Source organism: Streptomyces otsuchiensis, assembly GCF_004305975.1.
Taxonomy (GTDB): domain Bacteria; phylum Actinomycetota; class Actinomycetes; order Streptomycetales; family Streptomycetaceae; genus Streptomyces; species Streptomyces otsuchiensis.
This window is the reverse complement of the sequence record NZ_BHZI01000003.1, coordinates 1-25,226: the sequence shown is the minus strand read 5'-3', so window position 1 is coordinate 25,226 and position 25,226 is coordinate 1. Positions and strand designations below refer to the sequence as shown.

2 protein-coding genes are annotated in these 25,226 nt (G+C 74.8%); both read left to right on the top strand.

The window, feature by feature from the left end:
* Positions 1-29: 29 nt before the first annotated feature.
* Positions 30-17,315 (top strand): type I polyketide synthase, encoded by a 17,286-nt coding sequence (locus E0D90_RS00640; protein ID WP_130796218.1) that lies wholly within the window; start codon positions 30-32, stop codon positions 17,313-17,315.
* A gap of 33 nt (positions 17,316-17,348) precedes the next feature.
* The coding region (locus tag E0D90_RS28400; RefSeq protein WP_438827356.1) for an SDR family NAD(P)-dependent oxidoreductase at positions 17,349-25,226 on the top strand (7,878 nt) is incomplete at its 3' end.

Here is a 25,226-nt window from a genome sequence, read left to right as displayed (position 1 = left end):
CCGCGCCGTCAAGTGATTTCGGGGCATTCATGTCGGAGACGTACACCGGTGGTTCCGAGGCCTTCGCGATCATCGGGTACGCGTGCAGGCTGCCCGGCGCGCCCGGCCCCGCACCGCTGTGGGACCTGCTCGCCACGGGTACCGACGCGATCACCGAGACCCCCGCCGACCGCGTGCGCGTTCCCGGAGCCACGCACGGCGGATTCATCGAACGCGCCGCCGACTTCGACGCCGGCTTCTTCGGCATCTCCCCGCGCGAGGCCGCCGCCACCGACCCGCAGCAGCGCCTCGCTCTCGAACTCGCCTGGGAGGCGCTGGAGGAAGCCCGGCACATCCCCGCCGACCTCGGCGGCAGCCGCACCGGTGTCTTCCTCGGAGCGATCTGGGACGACTACGCCGCCCTCCTGCACCGCGAGGGTGGCGCGGGCATCGACCGGCACTCCATGCCCGGGCTGCAGCGCGGCCTCATCGCCAACCGCCTGTCCTACACCCTGGGACTGCGCGGCCCCAGCCTCACCGTGGACGCCGGCCAGTCCTCCTCCCTGGTCTCCGTCCACCTCGCGTGCGAGAGCCTGGCGCGCGGGGAGTCCGAGCTGGCGCTCGCCGGTGGCGTCAACCTCATCCTGGCCCCCGACAGCACCGTCTCCGCGCTGCGCTTCGGCGGACTCTCCCCGGACGGCCGCTGCTTCACCTTCGACGAACGCGCCAACGGCTTCGTACGCGGTGAGGGCGGCGGGGTCGTCGTCCTCAAGCCGCTGGCCCGCGCCCTCGCCGACGGCGACCGTGTCCACGCGGTCATCCACGGCAGCGCCGTCAACAACGACGGCGGCGGCCCCAGCCTCACCACGCCCAGCACCGCCGCCCAGGAGGCCGTCCTGCGCGCCGCGTACGCCCGCGCCGGGGTCGCCCCCGACGCGGTCGGCTACGTCGAACTGCACGGCACCGGCACCCCGGTCGGCGACCCCGTCGAGGCCGCGGCTCTCGGCGCCGTCCTCGGCGCCGCACGCACCGCGCCGCTGCCGGTCGGTTCGGTGAAGACCAACATCGGGCACCTGGAGGGCGCCGCCGGCATCGCCGGCCTGCTGAAGGCCACGCTCGCCGTCGAGCGCGGCGTCGTGCCGCCGAGCCTCAACTTCCGCTCCGCGCCCGCCGGTATCCCGCTGGAACGGCTGAACCTTCGAGTGGAGACCGAGGCGGCGCCCCTGGGCGGCGGGGGATTCGTCGGAGTCAGCTCGTTCGGCATGGGCGGCACCAACTGCCACCTGGTGCTGGGCCCCGCACCCGACCCGGCGGCCCGTCCGGCCACCGACCCGGCGGCCCGGGCGGCCGATTCCCTGCGCCAGGACCCGGCCGCCGACGGGAGCGCACTGCCCGTGCCCGTGCTGGTCTCCGGCCACACCGCGCGGGCGCTGCGCGCCCAGGCCACCCGGCTGAAGGACGCGGTGGAGGGCGCTGACCTGGCCGTGGCGGACGTGGCGCACTCGGTGGCCACCACCCGCACCCGCTTCGCCCGGCGCGCCGTGCTCCTCGCCGGTGACCGGGAGCAGTTGCTCGCGCAGCTCGACGCGGTGGCCGCCGGGCTCCCGGCGACCGGCGTCAGCGAGGGCGCCGCGCGCACCGGCCGGCTGGCCATGATCTTCTCCGGGCAGGGTTCGCAGTGGCCCGCCATGGCCGCCGAACTCCTCGACACCGACGAGGTGTTCACCCGCACGATCGACGCCTGCGCCGAAGCGCTCGCCCCGCACACCGACTTCTCGCTGACGGACGTCCTGCGCGGCGCCGAGGGCGCGCCCACGCTGGAGCGGGTCGACGTGGTGCAGCCCGCGCTCTTCGCCGTGATGGTGGCGCTGGCCGAGACCTGGCGGTCGCTGGGCGTCGCGCCCGACGCCGTCGCCGGACACTCCCAGGGCGAGATCGCCGCGGCCTGCGTGGCGGGCGCACTGTCGCTGGAGGACGCGGCCAAGGTGGTCGCGCTCCGCAGCCGCGCCCTCGGCGCCCTCGCCGGGCAGGGCGGGATGCTGTCCGTGCAGGCCGGGGTGGCGCAGGTGCGCCCGTGGCTCGACGACGTGCCCGCGCTCTCCATCGCCGCCGACAACGGGCCCACCGCCGTCGTGGTCTCGGGGCCGGGCGACGCCCTCGACGACTTCGCGGCACGGTGCGTGTCGTACGGCGTCGAGACCAGGCGGATCCCGGTGGACTACGCCTCGCACTCCGCGCACGTCGAACTCATCCGCGACGAGCTGCTGACCGCGCTCGCGGACATCGAACCCCGCACGTCCGAGCTGCCGTTCCTCTCCACCGTCACCGGCGAGTGGACGGACACTGCCGGGCTGGACGCCGCCTACTGGTACCGGAACCTGCGGTCCACCGTCGAGTTCGCCACCGCCGTCCGGCGGCTGGCCGCCGAGGACTTCCGCTTCATCGTCGAAGCCACCCCGCACCCGGTGCTGGCGGCCGCCGTACGCGACACCCTGGCCGAACTGGACGTGCACGAGACCGTGGTGACCGGCTCGCTGCGGCGCGGTGAAGGCGGGCTCGCGCGGCTGCTCGGCTCCGCCGCCGAACTGCTCGCCCACGGCCGGGACGTCCGTCTGCCCGCCCCGCCGGGCGCGGTCGTCGACCTGCCCACGTACGCCTTCCAGCGGGAGCGCCACTGGCGGCCCGGCGCGGCCGCCGAGCGGTGGGACGGCTCCGCCGAGCCCGCCCGGGAGGCCGCGGCCCCTGGCACCGGCGCCGACGGCGATGCCGCCGCGGTCGCGGACGACTCGCTGCGCGGCCGACTGCGCGCACTGTCAGCGCAGTCCGCCCGCGGCACGGTGCGGGAGCTGGTCCTGTCCCACGCCGCCGTGGTCGGCGGGTTCGCCACGGCCGGGGACATCGACCCGGAACAGACCTTCAAGGGGCTCGGGATCGCCTCCCTGACCCTGGTCGAGCTGCGGGACCGGCTCGCCGCCGCCACCGGGCTCACCCTGGCGCCGACCTTCCTCTTCGACCACCCCACCCCGGCCGCGGCCGCCCGCCGTCTGTGCGACACGCTGCGCGGTGAGGACCCCGCCGGCTCCTCCCGCGCCACGGCCACCGCCACCGCCACCGCCTCCGCGGAGCGCGCCGACGCCGACGACCCCGTCGCCATCGTCGCCATGGCCTGCCGCTTCCCCGGCGGCATCGACTCGCCCGCCGCGCTGTGGGAAGCGCTGAGCGAGGGCCGCGAGGTGCTGACCGGCCTCCCCGAGGACCGGGGCTGGCAGCCGTCTCTGGCCGCGCTGGACACCACCCTTCCCACGGCCGGCGGGTTCCTGGACGACATCGCGGGCTTCGACGCCGCGCTCTTCGGAATCTCGCCGCGCGAAGCCACCGCCATGGACCCGCAGCAGCGGCTGCTCCTTGAGGTCACCTGGGAGGCCCTGGAGCGGCTCGGCACCGACCCGGCCGAGCTGCGCGGCAGCCGCACCGGCGTCTTCGTCGGCGCGACCGCGCAGGACTACGGCCCCCGGATGCACGAACCGGCCGAGAGCTCCGAGGGCTATCTGCTGACCGGTACGACCGCGAGCGTGGCCTCCGGCCGGATCGCCTACGCCTTCGAGCTCGACGGCCCCGCGGTGACCGTGGACACCGCGTGCTCGTCGTCGCTGGTGGCGCTGCACCTGGCCGCGCAGTCGCTGCGCGCGGGCGAGTGCTCCACCGCCCTGGCCGGCGGCGTCACCCTGATGGCCACCCCCGGCGTCCTCGTCGAGTTCGCGCGGCAGGACGGCCTCTCCCCGGACGGCCGCTGCAAGGCGTTCGGAGCCGAGGCCGACGGCACCGGCTGGTCCGAGGGCGTGGGCGTACTGGTCCTGCGCCGCCTCTCCGACGCGCTGGCCGACGGACAGCACGTCCTGGCCGTGCTGCGGGGATCCGCCGTCAACTCCGACGGGGCCTCCAACGGGCTGACGGCGCCCAACGGCCTGGCACAGCAGCGCGTCATCCGCGCGGCCCTCGCGGCGTCCGGTCTGGAGCCCTCCGATGTGGACGTGGTGGAGGCGCACGGCACCGGCACCCGGCTGGGCGACCCGATCGAGGCGCAGGCGCTGCTGGCCACCTACGGACAGGACCGGGACGCGGAACGGCCGCTGTGGCTGGGCTCGTTGAAGTCCAACATCGGCCACACCCAGTCCGCCGCCGGTGTCGCCGGCGTCATCAAGACGGTCATGGCACTGCGGCACGGCGTGCTGCCCCGCACCCTGCACGCCGACGAACCGACGCCACACGTGGACTGGTCGGCCGGCGCCGTGAAGCTGCTCACCGACAACGTGACCCTGCCCCCCGCGGACCGGCCGTACCGGGCCGGTGTGTCCTCGTTCGGGATCAGCGGCACCAACGCCCACGCGGTGATCGAGGCGGCACCCGATGCGGCGCCCGATCCGGTGCCCGATCCGGCCGTCCGGGACGAGGAAGGGCACCGGTCCGGCCTCGCGCTTCCCGTGCTCCTCTCCGGACACGGCGCCGCCGCCCTGCGCGACCAGGCTGCCCGGCTGCGGGCCTTCCTGGACGCCGAACCGTCCGTGCCGCTGCCCGCGATCGCACGCTCCTCGGCGGTCACCCGCTTCCCCCTGGACCACCGGGCGGCCGTCTTCGCCGCTGACCGCCAAGAACTGGCGACCCGCCTGGAGGCGGTGGCGGCGGGCCACGACACGGCGGGTGTGCTGCGTGGCGTCGCGGCGCCCGGGCGTACCGGGTTCCTGTTCGCAGGTCAGGGGTCGCAGCGGCTGGGGATGGGCCGTGAGCTGTACGTGGCGTTCCCGGTGTTCGCGGACGCCTTCGACGCCGTGTGCGCACGGGTGGATCTCGAACTGCCCTTGCGTGACGTGGTGTTCGGTGAGGACGCCGGGCAGCTGGAGCGGACGGTGTTCGCCCAGGCCGGGTTGTTCGCGCTGGAGGTGGCGCTGTTCCGGCTGGTGGAGTCCTGGGGGACGGCCCCGGACGTGCTGGTGGGGCACTCGGTGGGGGAGATCGCCGCGGCGCACTGTGCGGGGGTGTTGTCGCTGGAAGACGCCTGCGCGTTGGTGTCGGCGCGGGGTCGGTTGATGGATGCCCTGCCCGCCGGTGGGGCGATGCTGGCGGTGGAGCTGGCCGAGGGCGAGTTGGAGCTGCCGGGCGGGGTGGACCTCGCGGCGGTCAACGGGCCCACGTCCGTGACGGTTTCCGGTGCGGCGGAGGCGATCTCCGCGCTGGAGGAGCGGCTTCGGTCGCAGGGGGTCCGGGTCAAGCGGCTGGCGGTCTCGCACGCGTTCCACTCCTCGCTGATGGAGCCGATGCTGGACGAATTCGCCGCTGTGGCGGAGTCGTTGACCTACCACGCCCCGCGGATTCCGGTCCGCACCACCGCCCCGGGCGCCATCGACACCCCGGCCTACTGGGTGGGGCAGATCCGTGAGCCGGTCCGCTTCGCCGACGCCCTCGCCTCGCTCCCCGAGGTGCGCACCTTCCTGGAACTCGGCCCCGACGGCGTCCTGTCCGCCCTCGTCCCGCTGCTGCTGGAGGAGGCTGTCGCCGTACCGCTGCTGCGTCGCGGCCAGGACGACACCGCGTCCGCCCAGGCAGCCGCCGCGCTGTGGACCCGAGGCGTGGCGCTGGACTGGACGGCCCTCGCCGGTTCGGGCGGCCCCCGCCCGGTCGAACTCCCCTCCTACGCCTTTCAGCACACCCGCTACTGGACCTCCCAGACCTCCTCCACGACCGCGCTGGCCGCCGTCGGCCTGGCCACAGCCGGCCATCCGCTGCTGGGCGCCGTCGTGCCGCTGGCGGGCGACGGCCGGCTGGTGTGGACCGGCGTCCTCGGCCTGGCCACCCACCCCTGGCTGGCCGACCACGTCGTCCACGGCCGGATCGTGCTGCCCGGAACCGCCCTGGTCGATCTCGCCCTCCACGCGGGAGCCGACGCCGGGCTGCCGGGGCTCGCCGAACTGACCCTGCGCGAGCCGCTGGTCCTGCCCGAACACGGCGGCGTCCAGATCCAGATGACCGTGGCCGATCAGGCAGTCGAGATCCACAGCCGACCCGACGGCGACTCCGGAGCGCACTGGACCACCCATGCCGTCGGCGTCCTGGAGCCGGTCCGCCCCACCGAGGACATTCCCGGCGCGGGCGACCCGTGGCCGCCCACTGGTACGGCCACCCCACCCGCCTACGACGCACTCGCGGCCGCCGGACTCGCCTACGGCCCCGCCTTCCGGGGCCTGCGCACCGCCTGGCGCGACGGGGACACCGTCCACGCCGAGGTGGAACTGCCCGAGGGACCGCAGGCCGTGCTGTACGACGCCGCGCTGCACGGGCTCGGTGCCACCGGGCTCCTCCGCGAGGACGGAGCGACCCTGCTGCCGTTCGCCTGGTCCGGCGTGACCCGGCACGCCGTCGGCGCCACCGCGGTGCGCGTCACCGTGACCGGTCTCGGCGCCGACGAGTACGCGGTCCGCCTCACCGACCCGACGGGCGCGCCCGTGCTGACGGTGCGGTCGCTCGCCTTCCGGCCCGTGACCGCCGACCGGCTGGGCGGCACCTCCTCCGGTGTCCTCTACGGCGTCGAATGGACCCCCGCGGGCGACGGGGACCGCGAAGTGCCGTTCGCGGCCGTACCGGTGGGCACCACCGAACTGCTCGACACGGTCACCGCGGCTGGCCGCTTCCCCGGCCTCGCCGCCCTGGCCGACGTGCGGGCCGTGCCCGGCACGCTGCTCGCCTGCGTGGGCGCCGGACCGGACCCGTCCGCGGCCGGCGCGGACCTGGCGCGGCGCACGCACGACACGGTCACCACCGTACTCGGCCTGCTGCACGCCTGGGTGGAGGACGAGCGCTTCGCCGGTGGCCGGCTGCTCGTCGTCACCCGGAACGCGGTCGCCACAGCTGACGGTGAGAGTGTCGACCCCGCCGCCGCCGCGGTCTGGGGCCTGCTGCGGTCCGCGCAGGCCGAACACCCGGGCCGGTTCGGCCTGGTGGACCTGGACTGCACGGCCGCGTCGGCCTCCGCCCTCGCCACCGGCCTGCCCGCCGACGAACCGCAGACCGCGGTGCGCGCCGGCACCGCGCTGACCCCGCGCGCGACCCGGCTGCGGGCCGGCGCCGAGCCGCCGTGGGGCCCGCGGGACACCGTCCTCATCACCGGCGGCACCGGGGCGCTCGGTGCCCGCGTCGCCCGCCATTTGGTCTCCGCGCACGAGGTCGCGGGCCTGGTCCTGCTCAGCCGTCGCGGCACCGAGGCGCCGGGCGCCGCCGAACTCGCCTCCGAACTGACCGCGCGGGGCGCCACCGTGGTGGTCGTCGCCGGAGACGCCGCCGACCGGGGCGACCTCGGCCGGGTGCTCGCCGACCACCCCATCACCTCCGTCGTCCACACCGCGGGCGTCCTCGACGACGGCCTGCTGACCTCACTGACCCCCGAACGGGCCGCCGCGGTGCTGCGCCCCAAGGCCGAGGCGGCGGCCCTCCTCGACGAGGCGACCCGCGGTCTCGACCTCACCTCCTTCGTGCTGTTCTCGTCCGTCGCCGCTTCCTTCGGCACCGCCGGCCAGGCGTCCTACGCGGCTGCCAACGCCTTCCTCGACGGACTCGCCGCCCGCCGCCGCGCCCAGGGCCTGCCCGCCGTCGCGGTGGGCTGGGGCCTGTGGGGCGGCACCGAGGGCATGGCCGCCGGACTCGGCACGGCGGACCGCGCGCGCTTCGCCGCGCTCGGCGGCGCGCTCGACCCCGCCCGGGGCGTGGGGCTGCTCGACGCGGCCGTCTCCGCCGGGCCCGCCCACGTACTGGCCATGGCCGCCGAACCCGTCCCCGGTGACGGCCCCGCACCGCCGCTGCTGCGGCACCTGGCGCGCCCCGTGCTCCGCTCGGCCGCCGCCACGTCGTCCGCGGAGAGCGACGGCCTCGCGGCCCTGCCCGAGCCCGAGCGGACCCGCGCCGTCGAGGAGCTGGTAAGGACGACCGTCGCGTCCGTGCTGGGGCACACCTCCGGTACGGGCGTGGACACCGGCCGGACCTTCAAGGACCTCGGGTTCGACTCCCTCACCGGCGTCGAACTGCGCAACCGGCTGGCCGCCGCCACCGGACTGCGGCTGGCCGCCACCCTGGTCTTCTCCCACCCCAGCCCCGCCGCGCTGACCGCCCACCTCTGCGAGGAGCTGAGCGGTACGGCCGCCGTCGCGGCCGCACCGCGCTCGCGGAACACCGACGCAGCGGACGACCCGATCGCCATCGTCGCGATGAGCTGCCGCTACCCGGGCGGGGTGGACAGCCCCGACGAACTCTGGCGGATGGTCCGGGAAGGCCGCGGCGGCATCACCGGCTTCCCCACCGACCGCGGCTGGGACCTCGCGCGCCTGCACGATCCCGACCCGTCCAGCACCGGCACCACCTACGCACGGTACGGCGGCTTCCTGCACGACGCCGCCGAGTTCGACGCCGAGCTGTTCGGCATCTCGCCGCGCGAGGCGCTGGCCATGGACCCGCAGCAGCGACTCCTGCTGGAGCTGTCCTGGGAGACCTTCGAGCGGGCCGGCATCGACCCGGCCGCCCTGCGCGGCAGCGACACCGGTGTCTTCGCCGGCGTCATGTACCACGACTACGCATCTGCCGCCGAGGCCCTCCCCGAGACCGAGGGCTACCGGGCCACCGGCGGCGCCGGCAGCGTGGTCTCGGGCCGGATCGCCTACACGTACGGGCTGGAGGGCCCGGCCGTGACCGTGGACACCGCCTGCTCGTCCTCCCTGGTCGCGCTGCACCTGGCCGCCCGCTCGCTGCGTGCGGGCGAGTGCTCGATGGCCGTCGTCGGCGGCGTCACCGTGATGTCCACACCCAGCGTGTTCGTGGACTTCAGCAGGCAGCGCGGGCTCGCGCCCGACGGCCGCTGCAAGTCCTTCTCGGCGGACGCGGACGGCACCGGCTGGTCCGAGGGCGCCGGTGTGCTGCTGGTGGAGCGGCTGTCCGACGCGCGGCGCAACGGGCACGACGTCCTCGCGGTGGTGCGCGGCTCGGCCGTCAACCAGGACGGTGCGTCCAACGGCCTCACGGCCCCGAACGGCCCCTCGCAGCAGCGGGTCATCCGCGCCGCCCTCGCCGACGCCGGCCTGGAGCCCGGCGACGTGGACCTGGTGGAGGCGCACGGCACCGGAACGAAGCTCGGCGACCCGGTCGAGGCGGAGGCGCTGCTGGCCACCTACGGGCAGGAGCGGGACGCCGAACAGCCGCTGTGGCTCGGGTCGTTGAAGTCCAACATCGGGCACACCCAGGCGGCGGCAGGCGTCGGCGGCATCATCAAGACGGTCATGGCGCTGCGGCACGGCGTGCTGCCCCGCACCCTGCACGCCGACGAGCCCTCGCCACACGTGGACTGGTCGTCCGGATCGGTGGAACTGCTCACCGAGGAGCGGGAATGGCCCTCGGCCGGGCGACCCCGACGCGCGGCGGTCTCCTCGTTCGGGATCAGCGGCACCAACGCCCACACCATGATCGAACAGGCACCGGACGAACCCGCCCCCCTCCCGGGTCCGCGGACGCCGGACACGCTCGTGCCCTGGATGCTGAGCGGAGCCTCCCCGGAGGCCCTGCGCGCCCAGGCGGCCCGGCTGCGCGCCACGGCCGCAGCCGAGGAGCCGGCCGATGTCGGGCTCTCGCTGGCGACCCGGCGCGCGGCCCTGGAGCACCGCGCGGTGGTACTCGGGACGGGGCGCGAGGAACTGCTGCGCGAACTCGACGCGCTGGCGGCAGGACGCGGCAAGGCGCCGCACGGTGTCGTGGCGCCCGGGCGGACGGGGTTCCTGTTCACCGGCCAGGGTTCGCAGCGGCTGGGGATGGGCCGTGAGTTGTACGGGGCGTTCCCGGTGTTCGCGGACGCTTTTGACGCGGTGTGTGCGCGGGTGGAGTTGGAACTGCCGCTGCGTGAGGTGGTGTTCGGTGAGGAAGCTGGGCAGTTGGAGCGGACGGTGTTCGCTCAGGCGGGGTTGTTCGCGCTGGAGGTGGCGCTGTTCCGGTTGGTGGAGTCCTGGGGGATGGCCCCGGACGTGCTGGTGGGGCACTCGATCGGTGAGCTGGCCGCCGCGCATGTGGCGGGGGTGTTGTCGCTGGATGACGCGTGCGCTCTGGTGTCCGCCCGTGGGCGGTTGATGGATGCCCTGCCCGCCGGTGGGGCGATGCTGGCCGTGGAGCTGGCCGAGGAGTCGCTGGAGCTTCCCGACGGGGCGGAGCTGGCGGCGGTCAACGGGCCCACCTCCGTGACTGTTTCCGGTGTGGCGGAGGCGATCTCCGCGCTGGAGAAGCAGCTTCGGTCGCAGGGGGTACGGGTCAAGCGGCTGGCCGTCTCGCACGCGTTCCACTCCTCGCTGATGGAGCCGATGCTGGACGAATTCGCAGCCGTAGCCGAGGCGTTGACCTATCACGCCCCCCAGATCCCCGTGGACACCACCGCGCCCGGCGATATCGCCACCCCCGCCTACTGGGTGGGACAGGTGCGGGAGCCGGTGCGCTTCGCCGACGCGGTGCGCCGTGCTCACGAGGCGGGCGCCACCCGCTTCCTGGAACTCGGCCCGGACGGTGCCCTGTCCGCCCTCGTCCCGCACCTCGTCGAGGACGTGACCGTCGTCCCCGCCCTGCGCTCCGGCCACGACGAGCACGCCACGGTGCTGCGAGCCATCGCCGAGATGTACGTGAACGGCGCCGACATCGCCTGGGACCGGTACTTCGCACCGCTCGCGGGCCACGCCGTCGAGCTGCCGACGTATGCCTTCCAGCACCAGCGCTACTGGCCCGACACCGTCGCCGACGAAGGCGCCACGGCCCCCCGCGAACGCTCCGAGGACGGCTTCTGGACGGCCGTGGCCGGGCGCGAGGTCGACCGGCTCGCCGACACCCTGGGGCTGCCCGACGACGAGACGCGACGCGGGCTGGCCGGCCTGATGCCGCACCTCGCGTCCTGGCACGACCGCCGCCGCACCGAGGCGGCCGTCGGAACCTGGTACTACCGCGCGGTCTGGCGGCCCGTCGCCCCGGCGCCCGCCGTACTCGACGGCGCCTGGCTCATCGTCGGCCCGGACAGCCCGGACAGCCCGGACAGCCCGCACAGCCCGGAGAACGAGGGCAATCCACACAACCTGTACGCCCAGGTCGCCGATGCGCTGCGGCGAAGCGGCGCCACCGTCCTCGCCCTGCCGGACCCCGGCGCCGACCGCACCGCCCTCGCCGACCAGTTGCGTTCCTGCGGCGAACTCGCCGGAGTCGTCTCGCTGCTGGGGACCGGCCCCGGTGCGCTGCGCACGGGGGCGGCCCTCGGGCGTGGGCTCGCCGCCACGCTCTCCCTCACCCAGGCCTGCGCCGACGCCGACGTTCCGCTGTGGGCCCTCACCCGGGGCGCGGTCTCGATCGGCCGCGCCGACGGCCCGCCTGACCCCGCCCAAGCCCAGATCTGGGGCTTCGGCCGGGGCGCCGCCCTCGAACTCCCGCACGCCTGGGGCGGTTTGATCGACCTGCCCGAGACCCTCGACGCCCGCGCCGGGAACCGGCTCTGCGCCGTCCTCGCCGCCGGTGACGCACGCGCGGGCGAGGTGGAGGACCAGGTGGCGATCCGGGCCGAAGGCGTCTTCGCCCGCCGCCTCGTCGCCGCCGTACCGAGTTCCCCGGCCACCGCGCCCGCGCCCCGCGCCGACGGCACGGTGCTGATCACCGGCGGCACCGGAGCGCTCGGCGCCCAGGTGGCCCGCCTGCTCGCCGCGCGCGGCCACACCCGGCTGCTGCTCGTCAGCAGGCGCGGACCCGAGGCGCCCGGCGTCGCGGAGCTGACCGCCGAACTGGCGGCGACCGGCACCACGGCGACGGCCGTGGCCTGCGACGTCGCCGACCGCGACGCGGTCGCCGCCCTGCTCGCCGGGATACCCGAGCAGCACCGGCTCACCGCCGTCGTCCACGCGGCCGGCGTGCTGGACGACGGGGTACTCGACGGCCTGACCCCCGATCGTTTCGAACAGGTGCTCCGGGCCAAGACCCTGGCCGCCGAGAACCTCGACGCCCTCACCCGCGACCTCCCGCTCGACGCCTTCGTCCTCTTCTCGTCCTTCACCGGCGCCGTCGGCACGGCGGGCCAGACCAACTACGCCGCCGCCAACGCCCACCTCGACGCCCTCGCCGAGCGCCGCCGCGCCCAGGGACTGCCGGCCACGTCCATCGGCTGGGGGCCGTGGGCCGAGTCCGGCATGGCCGAGGACGAGGCCCTCACCCAGCGGCTGCGCCGTTCCGGACTGACCCCCCTGCCGCCGGACCTCGCCGTCACCGTCCTCAGCCGGATGCTCGGCGGCACGGTCGCGGACGGCGACGGGACGGCCGCTGCCGTCGTCGTGGCGGACGTCGACTGGACACGGTTCGCCGCCGGCTTCACCGCGGCGCGACCGAGTCCGCTGCTGCGCGAACTCGCCCCCACCGACACACCCGAAGGTGCCGACGACGCCGCCGGTGCCGACGGCCTCGCGGCGCGCCTCGCCGCCGCGGGTGAGGGCGAGCGGCGCCGGATCTCCGAGGAACTGGTGCGCAGCCTGGCCGCCTTCGTGCTCGGCCACGGTACGGCGGCCACCGTCGCGCCCGACAAGGCGTTCCGCGACCTCGGCTTCGACTCGCTCACCGCCATCGAGCTGCGCAACGCGCTGCGGGCCGCCACCGGGCTACCGCTCCCGGCGGGCCTGATCTTCGACCACCCCACACCGGCCGCCCTCGCCGCCTGGCTGCGCGCCGAGCTGACTGGGGGCGCTGACACGGCTGCCTCCGCCACCGTGACTCCTGCCCCGCCCGCCGCTCCCGCGCCCGAGGACCCGGTCGCCATCGTCGCGATGGGCTGCCGGTTCCCCGGAGCTGCCACCCCGGAGGAGTTCTGGGAACTGCTGTCCCAGGGCCTCGACCTGGTCGGCGACTTCCCCGCCGACCGTGGCTGGGACCTTCGCGACGCCCCCGACTTCGCACGTCGCGGCGCCTTCCTCCCCGACGCGGCCGGATTCGACGCGGATCTGTTCGGCGTCTCGCCACGCGAGGCGCAGGCCATGGACCCGCAACAGCGGCTGATGCTGGAGACCTCCTGGGAGACCTTCGAGCGGGCCGGCCTGGACCCCGCCTCGCTCAAGGGCAACCGTGTCGGCGTCTTCGTGGGCACCAACGGCCAGGACTACGCCGGGTTGTTCCCCGCCACCGGCTCGGGGCTTGAGGGCCACGTGGCAACCGGCAGCGCGGCCAGCGTGCTCTCCGGCCGGATCTCCTACACATACGGGCTGGAGGGCCCGGCCGTCACGGTGGACACCGCCTGCTCGTCGTCGCTGGTCGCCCTGCACCTGGCCGCGCAGTCACTGCGGTCGGGGGAGTGCTCGATGGCACTCGCGGGAGGCGTCACGGTCATGGCCGCACCCACCGCGTTCGTCGAGTTCGCCCACCAGCGCGGCCTGGCAGCCGACGGACGCTGCAAGGCGTTCTCCGCCGACGCCGACGGCACCGGCTGGGGTGAGGGCGCCGGACTGCTGCTGCTGGAGCGGCTCTCGGACGCGCGGGCCAACGGCCGCCGCGTGCTCGGGGTGCTGCGGGGCAGCGCGGTGAACCAGGACGGTGCGTCCAACGGCCTGACCGCGCCGAACGGCCCCGCGCAGCAGCGGGTGATCCGCGCGGCGCTCGCCTCCGCCGGGCTGTTCCCGTCGGAGGTGGACGCGGTGGAGGCGCACGGCACGGGTACCAAGCTCGGCGACCCGATCGAGGCGGGGGCACTGCTCGCGACGTACGGCAAGGACCGCTCCGAACCCCTCTACCTGGGGTCGGTGAAGTCCAACATCGGGCACACGCAGGCGGCGGCGGGCGTCGCCGGCGTCATCAAGCTGCTGCTCGCGATGCACCACGGTGAGCTGCCCCGCACCCTGCACGCGGCAGAACCGTCACCTTCCGTCGACTGGGACACCGGCAGCCTCAGTCTCCTCACCGAGACCACGCCGTGGACGCCACGGGCCGGCCGGCCGCGCCGGGCAGCCGTCTCCTCGTTCGGAATCAGCGGCACCAACGCCCATGTCGTCCTGGAACAGGCCGATGTCGCCCTGCCCCCGGCACCTGCCCAGCGCTCCGTACTGCCCTGGGCCTTCTCGGCCCACTCCGGCACGGCGCTGCACGCACGGGCGAAGGGGCTCATCACGCTCTGTCAGGACACTGGCGTCTCCGCCGTCGCGGCGGGCCGGGCACTCGCCACGACGGGCCTCGGACTGTCACACCGCGCCGTCGTGCTCGCCGAGGACTCCGCGGGCTACTCCGACGGCCTGGCGGCACTGACGACGGACGAGCCGTCCGCCAGGGCCATTTGGGGAACAGCACGTGAGGGTTCCACGGCGTTGTTGTTCTCGGGTCAGGGTTCGCAGCGGCTGGGTATGGGCCGGGAGTTGTACGGGGCGTTCCCGGTGTTCGCGGATGCTTTTGACGCGGTGTGTGCGCGGGTGGAGTTGGAGCTGCCTTTGCGTGGGGTGGTGTTCGGTGAGGACGCGGGGTCGTTGGAGCGGACTGTCTATGCGCAGGCTGGGTTGTTCGCGTTGGAGGTGGCGCTGTTCCGGTTGGTGGAGTCGTGGGGTGTGACTCCCGATGTGCTGGTGGGGCATTCGATCGGTGAGCTGGCCGCCGCGCATGTGGCGGGGGTGTTGTCGCTGGATGACGCGTGCGCTCTGGTGTCGGCGCGTGGGCGGTTGATGGATGCCCTGCCTGCCGGTGGGGCGATGCTGGCCGTGGAGCTGCCTGAGGGCGAGTTGGAACTGCCGGACGGGGTGGACCTCGCGGCGGTCAACGGGCCCACCTCCGTGACCGTTTCCGGTGCGGCGGAGGCGATCGAGGCGCTGGAGAAGCAGCTTCGGTCGCAGGAGGTACGGGTCAAGCGGCTGGCCGTCTCGCACGCGTTCCACTCCTCGCTGATGGAGCCGATGCTGGACGAATTCGCAGCCGTCGCGCAGTCATTGACCTACCACGCCCCGCAGATCCCCGTTCTCACCACCGCGCCCGGCGACATCGCCACCCCCGACTACTGGGTGGGACAGGTGCGTGAGCCGGTCCGCTTCGCCGACGCGATGCGCCAGGCCCATGACACCGGAGCCACCCGCTTCCTGGAACTCGGCCCGGACGGTGCCCTGTCCGCCCTCGTCCCCGGTGCGGTGCCCGCGATGCGCCGCAGCCGTCCGGAGGTGGAGTCCCTGTTCGCGGCCGTCGCCCGGCTGTGGGTCGAGGGGACGGCGGTGGACCTGGCGGCGGTGTTCCCCGAGGCCCCGCCCGTCACCCTGCCGCCCTACCCCTTCCAGCACACCCGCTTCTGGCCCGAAGCCCTCCCGGCCCGGCACCGCACCCCCTCGGGAGAGGGCGAGTACGAGGTGCGCTGGGTGCCGGTGGCCGACGGGGCTGCCCGGCCGACCGGCACGTGGTTCCTGGTGGCGCCGCCCGGCGGGCACGACGGCGCTGACGCCGGTACCGACGACGTCAGCTCCGCGCTTCACCACGCCGGCGTGCGTACCCTCGTCATCCCCGGAGGCACCGACCCCGCCGCCCTCGCGGCCCGGCTCCGCGCCGCGACGGCGGAGGCCACCCCGGCCGGCGTGCTGGCTCTGCCGCCCGCATCGGGCTCCGGCGCCCTGGCGTCCGTCGTCGCCCTCACCCGGGCGCTCGACGACGCGGGAGTGACGGGCCCGCTGTGGTGTGCCACTCGGGGCGCGGTGCGAGTCTCCACGGACGACCCGGGGCCCGACCCGGACCAGTCGGCACTCTGGGGCTTCGGCCGGGTCGCCGCCCTGGAGATGCCCCGCGGCTGGGGCGGCTTGGTCGATCTGCCCGCCGAATGGGACGACCGGGCCGGTGCACGGCTGGCCGCGCTGCTCGGCGCCGACGGGCCCGAGGACCAGGCGGCGATCCGCCGGACCGGCGTACTCGGCAGGCGCCTCGTCCAGAGCGCCCGCAGCACCACGGACGGTACCGCCGAGGAGTGGCGCCCGGCCGGAACCACGCTGGTCACCGGCGGTACCGGCGCACTCGGCGCCCACACCGCCCGCCTGCTCGCCCGGCGGGGCGCGCCGCACCTGGTGCTCGTCGGGCGCCGGGGCCCGGAGGCACCCGGCGCCGCCGAGCTGGCCGCCGAACTGACCGCCCTCGGCAGTCGCGTCACCCTCGTCGCCTGCGACGTCACCGACCGCGCCGCGCTCGCGGAGGTGGTCGCGGACATACCGGAGGAACTGCCGCTCACCGCCGTCGTGCACTCGGCGGGAACGGTGGAGGACGGAGTGATCGGCTCGCTCACCCCCGAACGGGTCGCGGACGTGCTGGACGCGCGCCTGGCGGCCGTCCGGCACCTCGACGAACTGACCGCGGACCACGAGCTCGACGCCTTCGTGCTGTACACCTCCTTCGCCGGGGTCGTCGGCAACCTCGGGCAGGCCGCCTACGCCGCCTGCAACGCCGCGCTGGACGCCTTCGCCGAGCGGCGCCGAGCGGCCGGGCGTCCCGCCACGGCCCTCGCGTGGGGACCGTGGGCCGGAGCAGGCGTGGGCGGGAGCACGGCGGCGGGCGAGCAGCAGCAGCGCACCGGTGTGACAGCGCTGCCGCCGCAGGAGGCGCTTCTGTCGCTGGAAGCGGCCCTCGCCGAGCAGCGGACGACGCTCTGCGTGGCCGGTATCGACTGGAGCCGCTTCGGCGCTGTTCTGGACGCCGGGCGCGGTGGGCGGCTGCTCGACCTGCTGCCCGCCGCACTCCGGCCCGAGCCGCCCGCGCCCGACCGGCAGGGGCCGGGTCTGGCCGAACGGCTGGCCGGGGCGTCGCAGGTGGAACAGGAGCGCCTCCTGGTCGACCTGGTGCTCTCCCGGACCGCCGCCGTCCTCGGCCACGGCAGCCCGGCGGCCATCGACCCGGACCGGCAGTTCCGCGACCTGGGCACCGACTCGGTGATGGCCGTCGAACTGCGCAACCTGCTCGATGCCGCCACCGGGCAGACCCTGCCCGCGACCCTGGTGTTCGACCACCCGACCCCCGCCGCCCTCGCCACGCACCTGCGCGGCCTTCTCGTGAGCGGTGCGGGCCCGGCCGCGGGCGGGGAGAGCGCGGTCGCCCGGCTGGAGAAGCTGGAGGCGGCACTCGCCGAGACCCCGCCCGACGGCGAGGAGACAGCGGTCCTGCTCGCCCGCCTGCGCGAACTGGTCGACCGGCTCGGCGCCGCGGCGGCCGTGCCACCCGCACGCTCCAGGCCGGAGTCCGCGGACATCGACTTGGAGTCGGCGAGCGCCGACGACCTCTTCGACCTCATCCACAACGAATTCGGCAAATCCTGACGCTATGTACGGTCCTGCCCGCGGGGAGTCATCCTGATGACGAACGAAGAGAAGCTGCTCGACCACCTGAAGTTCGTCACCGGCGAGCTCCGTCAGGCGCGCCAGGAAATGCGCGAACAGCAGGACCGGGACTCCGAGCCCATCGCCATCGTGTCCATGGCCTGCCGCTTCCCCGGTGGCGTCCGTACCCCGGAACAGCTGTGGCAACTGGTCACCGAGGGCCGTGACGCGGTCGGCTCCTTCCCCACCGACCGGGGCTGGGACCTGGACGCGCTCCTCGACCCGGACCCCGAGCGGTCCGGCGGCAGCTACGGCCATGAGGGCGGATTCCTGCACGACGCAGCCGAGTTCGACGCCGGGCTCTTCGAGATCTCGCCGCGCGAGGCCGTCGCCATGGACCCGCAGCAGCGGCTGCTCCTGGAGACCTCCTGGGAGGTCTTCGAGCGAGCCGGTATCGACCCGAAGTCGGTGCGCGGTGGGCGGGTCGGCGTGTTCGCCGCCACCAACGGCCAGGACTACGCCACCGCGCTCGCCGCAGACCCGGAGGCCGCCGAGGGCTACCTCGCCACCGGCGCCGTAGCGAGCGTGCTGTCCGGACGGCTCTCCTACGTCTTCGGGCTGGAAGGCCCCGCCCTCACCGTGGACACCGCGTGCTCGGCGTCGCTGGTGGCACTGCACCTGGCCGTGCAGTCGCTGCGCAGGGGCGAATGCACCATGGCTCTCGCGGGCGGCGTCACCGTCATGGCCACGCCCGCCGCGTTCGTGGAGTTCTCCCGTCAGCGGGGGCTGGCGGCCGACGGCCGGTGCAAGGCGTTCGGCGACGGCGCGGACGGCACCGGCTGGGGCGAGGGCGTCGGGGTGCTGCTGGTGGAACGGCTCTCGGACGCCGTACGCAACGGCCACGACGTGCTGGCGGTGGTGCGGGGTTCGGCCGTCAACCAGGACGGCGCGTCCAACGGGCTGACCGCGCCGAACGGCCCCTCGCAGCAGCGGGTCATCCGTGACGCGCTGGCCTCGGCCGGCCTGGCTCCCGCCGACGTGGACCTGGTCGAGGCGCACGGTACGGGCACCAGGCTCGGCGACCCGATCGAGGCGCAGGCGCTGCTGGCCGCCTACGGCCGGAGCCGCCCCGCCGAAAGCCCGCTGTGGCTCGGCTCGGTGAAGTCCAACATCGCGCACACCCAGGCCGCCGCCGGTGTCGCCGGCGTCATCAAGACGGTCATGGCACTCCGGCACGGCGTGCTGCCCCGCACCCTGCACGCCGACGAGCCCACCCGGCAGGTCGACTGGTCGGCCGGCGCCGTCCGACTCCTCACCGAGAACCGGCCCTGGCCCGGCTCAGGCCGGACCAGGCGCGCCGCCGTCTCCTCGTTCGGGGTGAGCGGCACCAACGCGCACACGGTGCTGGAGCAGGCGCCCGAACCCGACCCCGCGGCCACAGGGGCCCCGCCCGTGCCGTCGCCGGCGGCCGCCGAACCGCCGCTGACCCCGCTCCCGCTCTCCGCCCGCACCCCGCGCGCCCTGCGCGCGCAGGCGGCCGGACTCCACGCGCATCTGGCCGAGCGCCCCGACACCCGCCTGTCCGACCTCGGCTACTCGCTGGCCACCACGCGTGCGTCGCTGGCCGAGCGGTCCGTCGTCCTGGCGGCGGGGCGCGACGACGCGCTGCGGGCGCTCGCGGGCCTCGCCGAGGGCACGGCCGTGCCGGAGACGGAGTCCGGCACGGCGGCGCCCGGGCGCACCGCGTTCCTGTTCTCGGGACAGGGCGCGCAGCGGCTGGGGATGGGGCGTGGGCTGTACGACGCCTTCCCCGTGTTCGCCGAAGCGCTCGACGCCGTATGCGCGCGGGTCGACCTCGAACGCCCCCTGAAGGCCGTGATGTTCGGGGAGGAGGCGGAGCTCCTCGCGCGCACCGCGTACACCCAGCCCGCTCTGTTCGCCATCGAGGTGGCGTTGTTCCGGTTGGTGGAGTCCTGGGGGCTGACCCCGGACATGCTGGTGGGCCACTCGATCGGTGAGCTGGCCGCCGCGCACCTCGCCGGGGTGCTGTCGCTGGAGGACGCCTGCGCTCTGGTGTCGGCGCGCGCCCGGCTGATGGACGCGCTGCCGCAGGGCGGCGCGATGCTCGCCGTCGAAGCGGCCGAGGACGGGCTGGCGCTGCCCGACGGGATCGATGTGGCGGCGGTCAACGGGCCCACCTCGGTCACCGTTTCCGGTGACGCCGACGCGGTCGGTGCGCTGGAGGAGCGGTTCCGGGCGCGGGGTGTGCGCGTGAAACGGCTGGCCGTCTCGCACGCGTTCCACTCGCACCTGATGGAACCGACGCTCGACGAGTTCGCCGCCGTCGCGCGGTCGCTGACGTACCACGCCCCGACGATCCCCGTCCTCACCACCGCCACCGGTGACCCGGCCACCCCCGACTACTGGGTCGGGCAGATCGTCGAGCCCGTCCGCTTCGCCGACGCCGTGCGCCGGGCCCACGAGTTCGGCGCCACCCGCTTCCTCGAACTCGGCCCGGACGGTTCCCTGTCCGCCCTCGTCCCGTATATCGCCGAGGACACCACCGCCGTCCCCGCCCTGCGTTCCGGCGCGGACGAGGGCGCGTCGCTGCTGCACGGCATCGCGCGCGTCCATGCGCACGGCGCCCCCGTCGACTGGGCTGCGCCGCTCGCCGCGGCCGGCGCCCGGCGCGTCGAACTCCCCACCTACCCGTTCGAGCGGCAGGCGTACTGGCCCAGCGTCCGGCTGAGTTCCGGAGACCTGACCTCCGCCGGGCTCGGCGCGGCGGGGCACCCGCTGCTGGGTGCCGCCGTGTCGCTCGCCGCCGGGGGAGGGGTCCTGCTCACCGGCCGGCTCTCCACCGCCACGCACAGCTGGCTCACCGACCACACCATCCTCGGCAGCGTCCTCGTCCCGGGCACCGCGTTCGTCGAACTCGCCTGGCAGGCAGGGGAACACATCGGCTGCGGGACCGTGGCGGACCTCACCCTCACCGCGCCGCTCGTGCTGCCCACGCGCGGAGGCGTACAGATCCAGGTCAGCGCCGGAGCCGAACGCGAGGACGGCACTCGCCAGTTGGAGATCCACTCGCGTCCCGACGGCGAGGAGGAATGGACCGGCAACGCCGTCGGCCTGCTCGCCGCCTCCCCCGCAGCTCCGACCGGCACCGTGCGGACATGGCCGCCGCGCGCCGCCGAACCGGTGGAGCTCGACGGCTTCTACGGGCGGGCCACCGAGGCCGGTTTCGCGTACGGTCCCCTCTTCCAGGGGCTGAAGGCCGCGTGGCGGGCGGGCGAGGAGCTGTACGCCGAAGTCGAGCTGCCCGAGTCCGCCCAGCGCGAGGCGGGCCGCTGCGGACTGCACCCCGCCCTGTTCGACGCCGCGCTGCACCTCACCGGCCTCGACCCGGACCGCGCCGGGCTTCCCTTCGCCTGGGAAGGCGCCACCCTGCACGCGACCGGTGCCACCCGGGCCCGCGTCCACCTGGCACCCGCGGGCGTGGACGCCTGGACGCTGCGGATCAGCGACCCCGAGGGTGCCCCCGTCGCCACCGTCGAGACGCTCACCCTGCGGACCGCGACCGCCGTCGGCCCGCGCCACGACGACTCACTGTTCATCCTCGACTGGACGCCCGTGCCGGTGCCGGCCCGGCGGGGTTCGCTCGCCACGGCCACCGACGGACTCGCCGCCTTCATGGCCGGGTTCTCCGGTGCCGCACCCGATGTCGTCGCGTGGCCCGTGGCTGACGCGGCCGACGTGGACACCGAGGCCGTCGTCACCGAGGTCGTGGCCGGCATCCAGGCATGGCTGGCAGACGAGAGATTCGCCGCGTCCCGTCTGGTGCTGGTCACCCGCGCCGCCGTGGCCGCGGTACCCGGTGACGATGTCACCGGTCTGTCCGGGGCCGCAGTGGGCGGTCTCGTACGCTCCGCGCAGGCCGAGCACCCCGACCGATTCGTCCTGCTGGACACCGACACCGGCACCGACGCAGGCACCGGCACCGACGCAGGCACCGGCGCCGACCTGCTCGCCGCGCTCGCGGACGGCGACGAGCCCTGGCTCGCACTGCGCGGTGGCACCCTGCTCGCCCCCAGGCTGGCCCGCGCCTCGGCGTCCGGCGCCCTCGCCGTGCCCGACACCGAGGGCTGGCGACTCACCGCCGACCGGGCCTCCGGCTCCCTCCGCGACCTGGCCCTCGCCCCCGCCTCCGACGCGACCGCGGCGCTGGCACCGGGCGAGGTACGGGTCGAGGTCCGCGCGGCCGGGGTCAACTTCCGCGATGTGCTGATCGCACTCGGGCAGTACCCGGACCCCTCGGCCCTCATGGGATCGGAGGCCGCGGGGATCGTGGCCGAGGTCGGCCCCGGGGTCACGGACCTCGCGCCGGGTGACCGCGTCTTCGGCCTGTTCGAGGGCGGCTTCGGGCCGCTGGCCGTGGTGGACCGGCGGATGGTGGCGCCGGTGCCGCAGGAATGGACCTTCTCGGACGCGGCCTCGGTGCCGATGGCCTTCCTGACCGCCTACTACGCGCTGGTGGACCTGGCGGGGCTGGCGTCCGGCGAGTCGGTGCTGGTCCACGCCGCCGCCGGCGGCGTGGGGATGGCCGCCGTACAGATCGCCCGGCACCTGGGCGCCGAGGTCTACGGGACCGCCTCGCCGGCCAAGTGGCCGGCGACCGGCCTGGACGCGGCGCATCTCGCGTCCTCGCGTGACCTGGGCTTCGAGACGGCCTTCGCGGAGCGCACCGGCGGACGCGGTGTGGACGTCGTCCTCAACGCGCTGGCCGGCGAGTTCGTCGACGCCTCGGCACGGCTGCTGGCCCCCGGCGGCCGCTTCGTGGAGATGGGCAAGGCCGACCTGCGCGACCCGGACTCGTTCGGTGACCGCAGCTACCGCTCCTTCGACCTCGGCGAGGCAGGCCCGGACCGGCTGCAGGAGATGCTGCGGCAGGTCCTGACGCTCTTCCGGACCGGCCGCCTCACATTGCTCCCCGCGCGGACCTGGGACGTCCGGCTGGCGGCCGAGGTCTTCCGGCACGTCGGGTCGGGTGGCCACGTCGGCAAGAACGTCCTGACGCTGCCGCGCGCCCTCGACCCGGACGGCACTGTCCTGATCACCGGTGGCACCGGCGCCCTCGGATCGCTGCTGGCCCGGCACCTGGTCGAACACCGGGGCGTACGGCATCTGGTCCTCTCCAGCCGGAGCGGGCCGACCGCCCCCGGCGCCCAGGAACTCGCGGACGAACTCGGCGCGCTCGGCGCACGGGTACGAGTCGCCGCGTGCGACGTCACCGACCGGGAGGCACTGGCCGAACTGCTGGCCACCCTCCCCGCACAGCACCCGCTCACCGGGGTGGTCCACGCGGCCGGAGTCGCCGACGACGGCGTCATCGAGGCGCTGACGCCCGAACGGATCACCGGCGTGCTGCGCCCCAAGGTCGCTGCCGTGCTCGCCCTGCACGAACTGACCGCCGGCCACGACCTGGCTCTCTTCACCGTCTACGCCTCCGCGTCCTCCGCGTTCGGCACCCCGGGCCAGGCCAACTACGCCGCCGCCAACGCCTTCCTGGAGGCCCTGGCCCAGCACCGCCGTACCCGGGGACTCGCCGCGACCGCGCTCGGCTGGGGCCTGTGGGCCGAGGAGAGCGCCATCAGCGGCAACCTCGGCACCGCCGATCTCGCCCGCGCCACCCGCGTCGGCGGCGCGCTCACCGCCGACGAGGGACTCGCCCTCTTCGACGCCGCCCACGCCACCGGCCTGCCGTACCTGCTGCCGCTGCGCTTCGATGTGTCCGTCGCCCGGACGCTGCGGCCCGTGCCCGCGCTGCTGCGCGGCCTGGTGCGCGCCCCCGCGCGCCGCGCCGCCGGCACGGTCACCGGCGGAACGGGACTCGCCGGACGTCTCGCCGCGCTGCCCGCCGCCGAACAGCACCGCCTGCTCACCGGGCTGGTGTGCGCCGAAGCCGCTGCCGTCCTCGGGCACGCGGGCGCGGACGCGGTCGCCCCGGACCGGGTGTTCAAGGAACTCGGATTCGACTCCCTGACCTCCGTCGAACTGCGGAACCGCATCAACGCGGCCACCGGGCTGCGCCTGCCGGCGACGCTGCTGTTCGACCACCCCACTCCGGCCGCACTCGCCGACCACCTCGGCACCGAACTGGTCGGTGAGATCGGGCCGGCGGACCAGGCGCCTTCCGGCGCCGCCACCGACCTCGGCGAGCCGATCGCGATCGTCGGCATGTCCTGCCGGCTGCCCGGTGGGGTCCGGTCGCCCGCGGACCTGTGGCGGCTCGTGCGCTCCGGGGAGGATGCCATCACCGCCTTCCCGACCGACCGCGGCTGGGACATCGACGCCACGGACCTCCCGTACGCGCGGCTCGGCGGATTCCTCGACGACGTGGCCGGGTTCGACGCCGAACTGTTCGGCATCTCGCCGCGTGAGGCGCTGGCGATGGACCCCCAGCAGCGACTGCTGCTGGAGACGGCATGGGAGGCGTTCGAGGCGGCCGGGCTCGACCCCCTGGCGGTCGCAGGTGAGCCGATCGGAGTGTTCGCGGGCGCCGCCTCCTCGTACTACGGCCTCGACAAGGACCTTCCGGAGGACATCGCCGGCTACCAGCTCACCGGCGGCGCCACCAGTGTGCTCTCCGGCCGGGTGGCGTACTCGTTCGGCCTGGAAGGGCCCGCGGTGACGGTGGACACGGCGTGCTCGTCGTCGCTGGTGGCGATCCATCTCGCGACGCAGGCACTGCGCAACGGCGAGTGCGGCATGGCCCTGGCCGGCGGTGTGACGGTGATGGCGGGCCCGAGCATCTTCACCGAGTTCAGCCGCCTGGACGGCCTCGCCGAGGACGCCCGGTGCAAGTCGTTCGCGGGTGCGGCGGACGGTACGGGCTGGTCCGAGGGTGTCGGTGTGCTGGTGCTGGAGCGGTTGTCGGACGCGGTGCGTCACGGCCATGAGGTGCTGGCTGTGGTGCGGGGTTCGGCTGTCAACCAGGACGGTGCGTCGAACGGTCTGACGGCGCCGAACGGTCCGTCGCAGGAGCGGGTGATCCGGCAGGCACTGGCCAACGCGCGTCTCGGTGCGTCGGACGTGGATGTGGTGGAGGCGCACGGTACGGGGACCAAGCTGGGCGACCCGATCGAGGCGCAGGCGCTGCTGGCGACCTACGGCCAGGGGCGAGGCGAAGGTGCGCCGCTGCTGCTGGGATCGGTGAAGTCGAACATCGGGCACACGCAGTCGGCCGCCGGTGTGGCGGGTGTGATCAAGATGGTGCAGGCGTTGCGGTCCGGGGTGGTGCCGGCGACGTTGAACGTGGACGAGCCGACTCCGCATGTGGACTGGTCTTCTGGTGCGGTGGAGTTGGCGGTTGAGGCGCGGGCGTGGCCGGAGACGGGTCGTGCGCGTCGGGCGGGTGTGTCGTCGTTCGGGATGAGTGGCACCAACGCGCATGTGATCATCGAGCAGGCTGAACCGGCTGAGCAGGTGGCGGTCTCGGTGCCGGAGCCTTCGGCCGGTGCCGGGCCGGTGCCGCTGGTGGTGTCGGCGAAGACAGCCGCGGCCCTCGCGGGCCAGGCCGACCGCTTGCGCGAGTTCGTGTCGGGTGAGTCCGGTCCTGAACTGCTCGATGTCGGTCGGTCGTTGTTGTCCCGGGCGGGACTGGAGCACCGCGCGGTGGTGCTGGCCGCAGACCGCGAGAGCGCGGTGGCGGGCCTGGGATCGGTGGTCGGCGGAACGTCCACCAGTTCCCCGCGGGGTGTGGCGAACGGCGGGCGTGGCGTGGTGTTCGTGTTTCCGGGTCAGGGTTCGCAGTGGGTGGGGATGGGTCGGGAGCTGGCGGTGTGGTCGTCGGTGTTCCGGGAGTCGTTGGTGGAGTGTGAGGTGGCGTTGGGGCGGTGGGTGGAGTGGTCG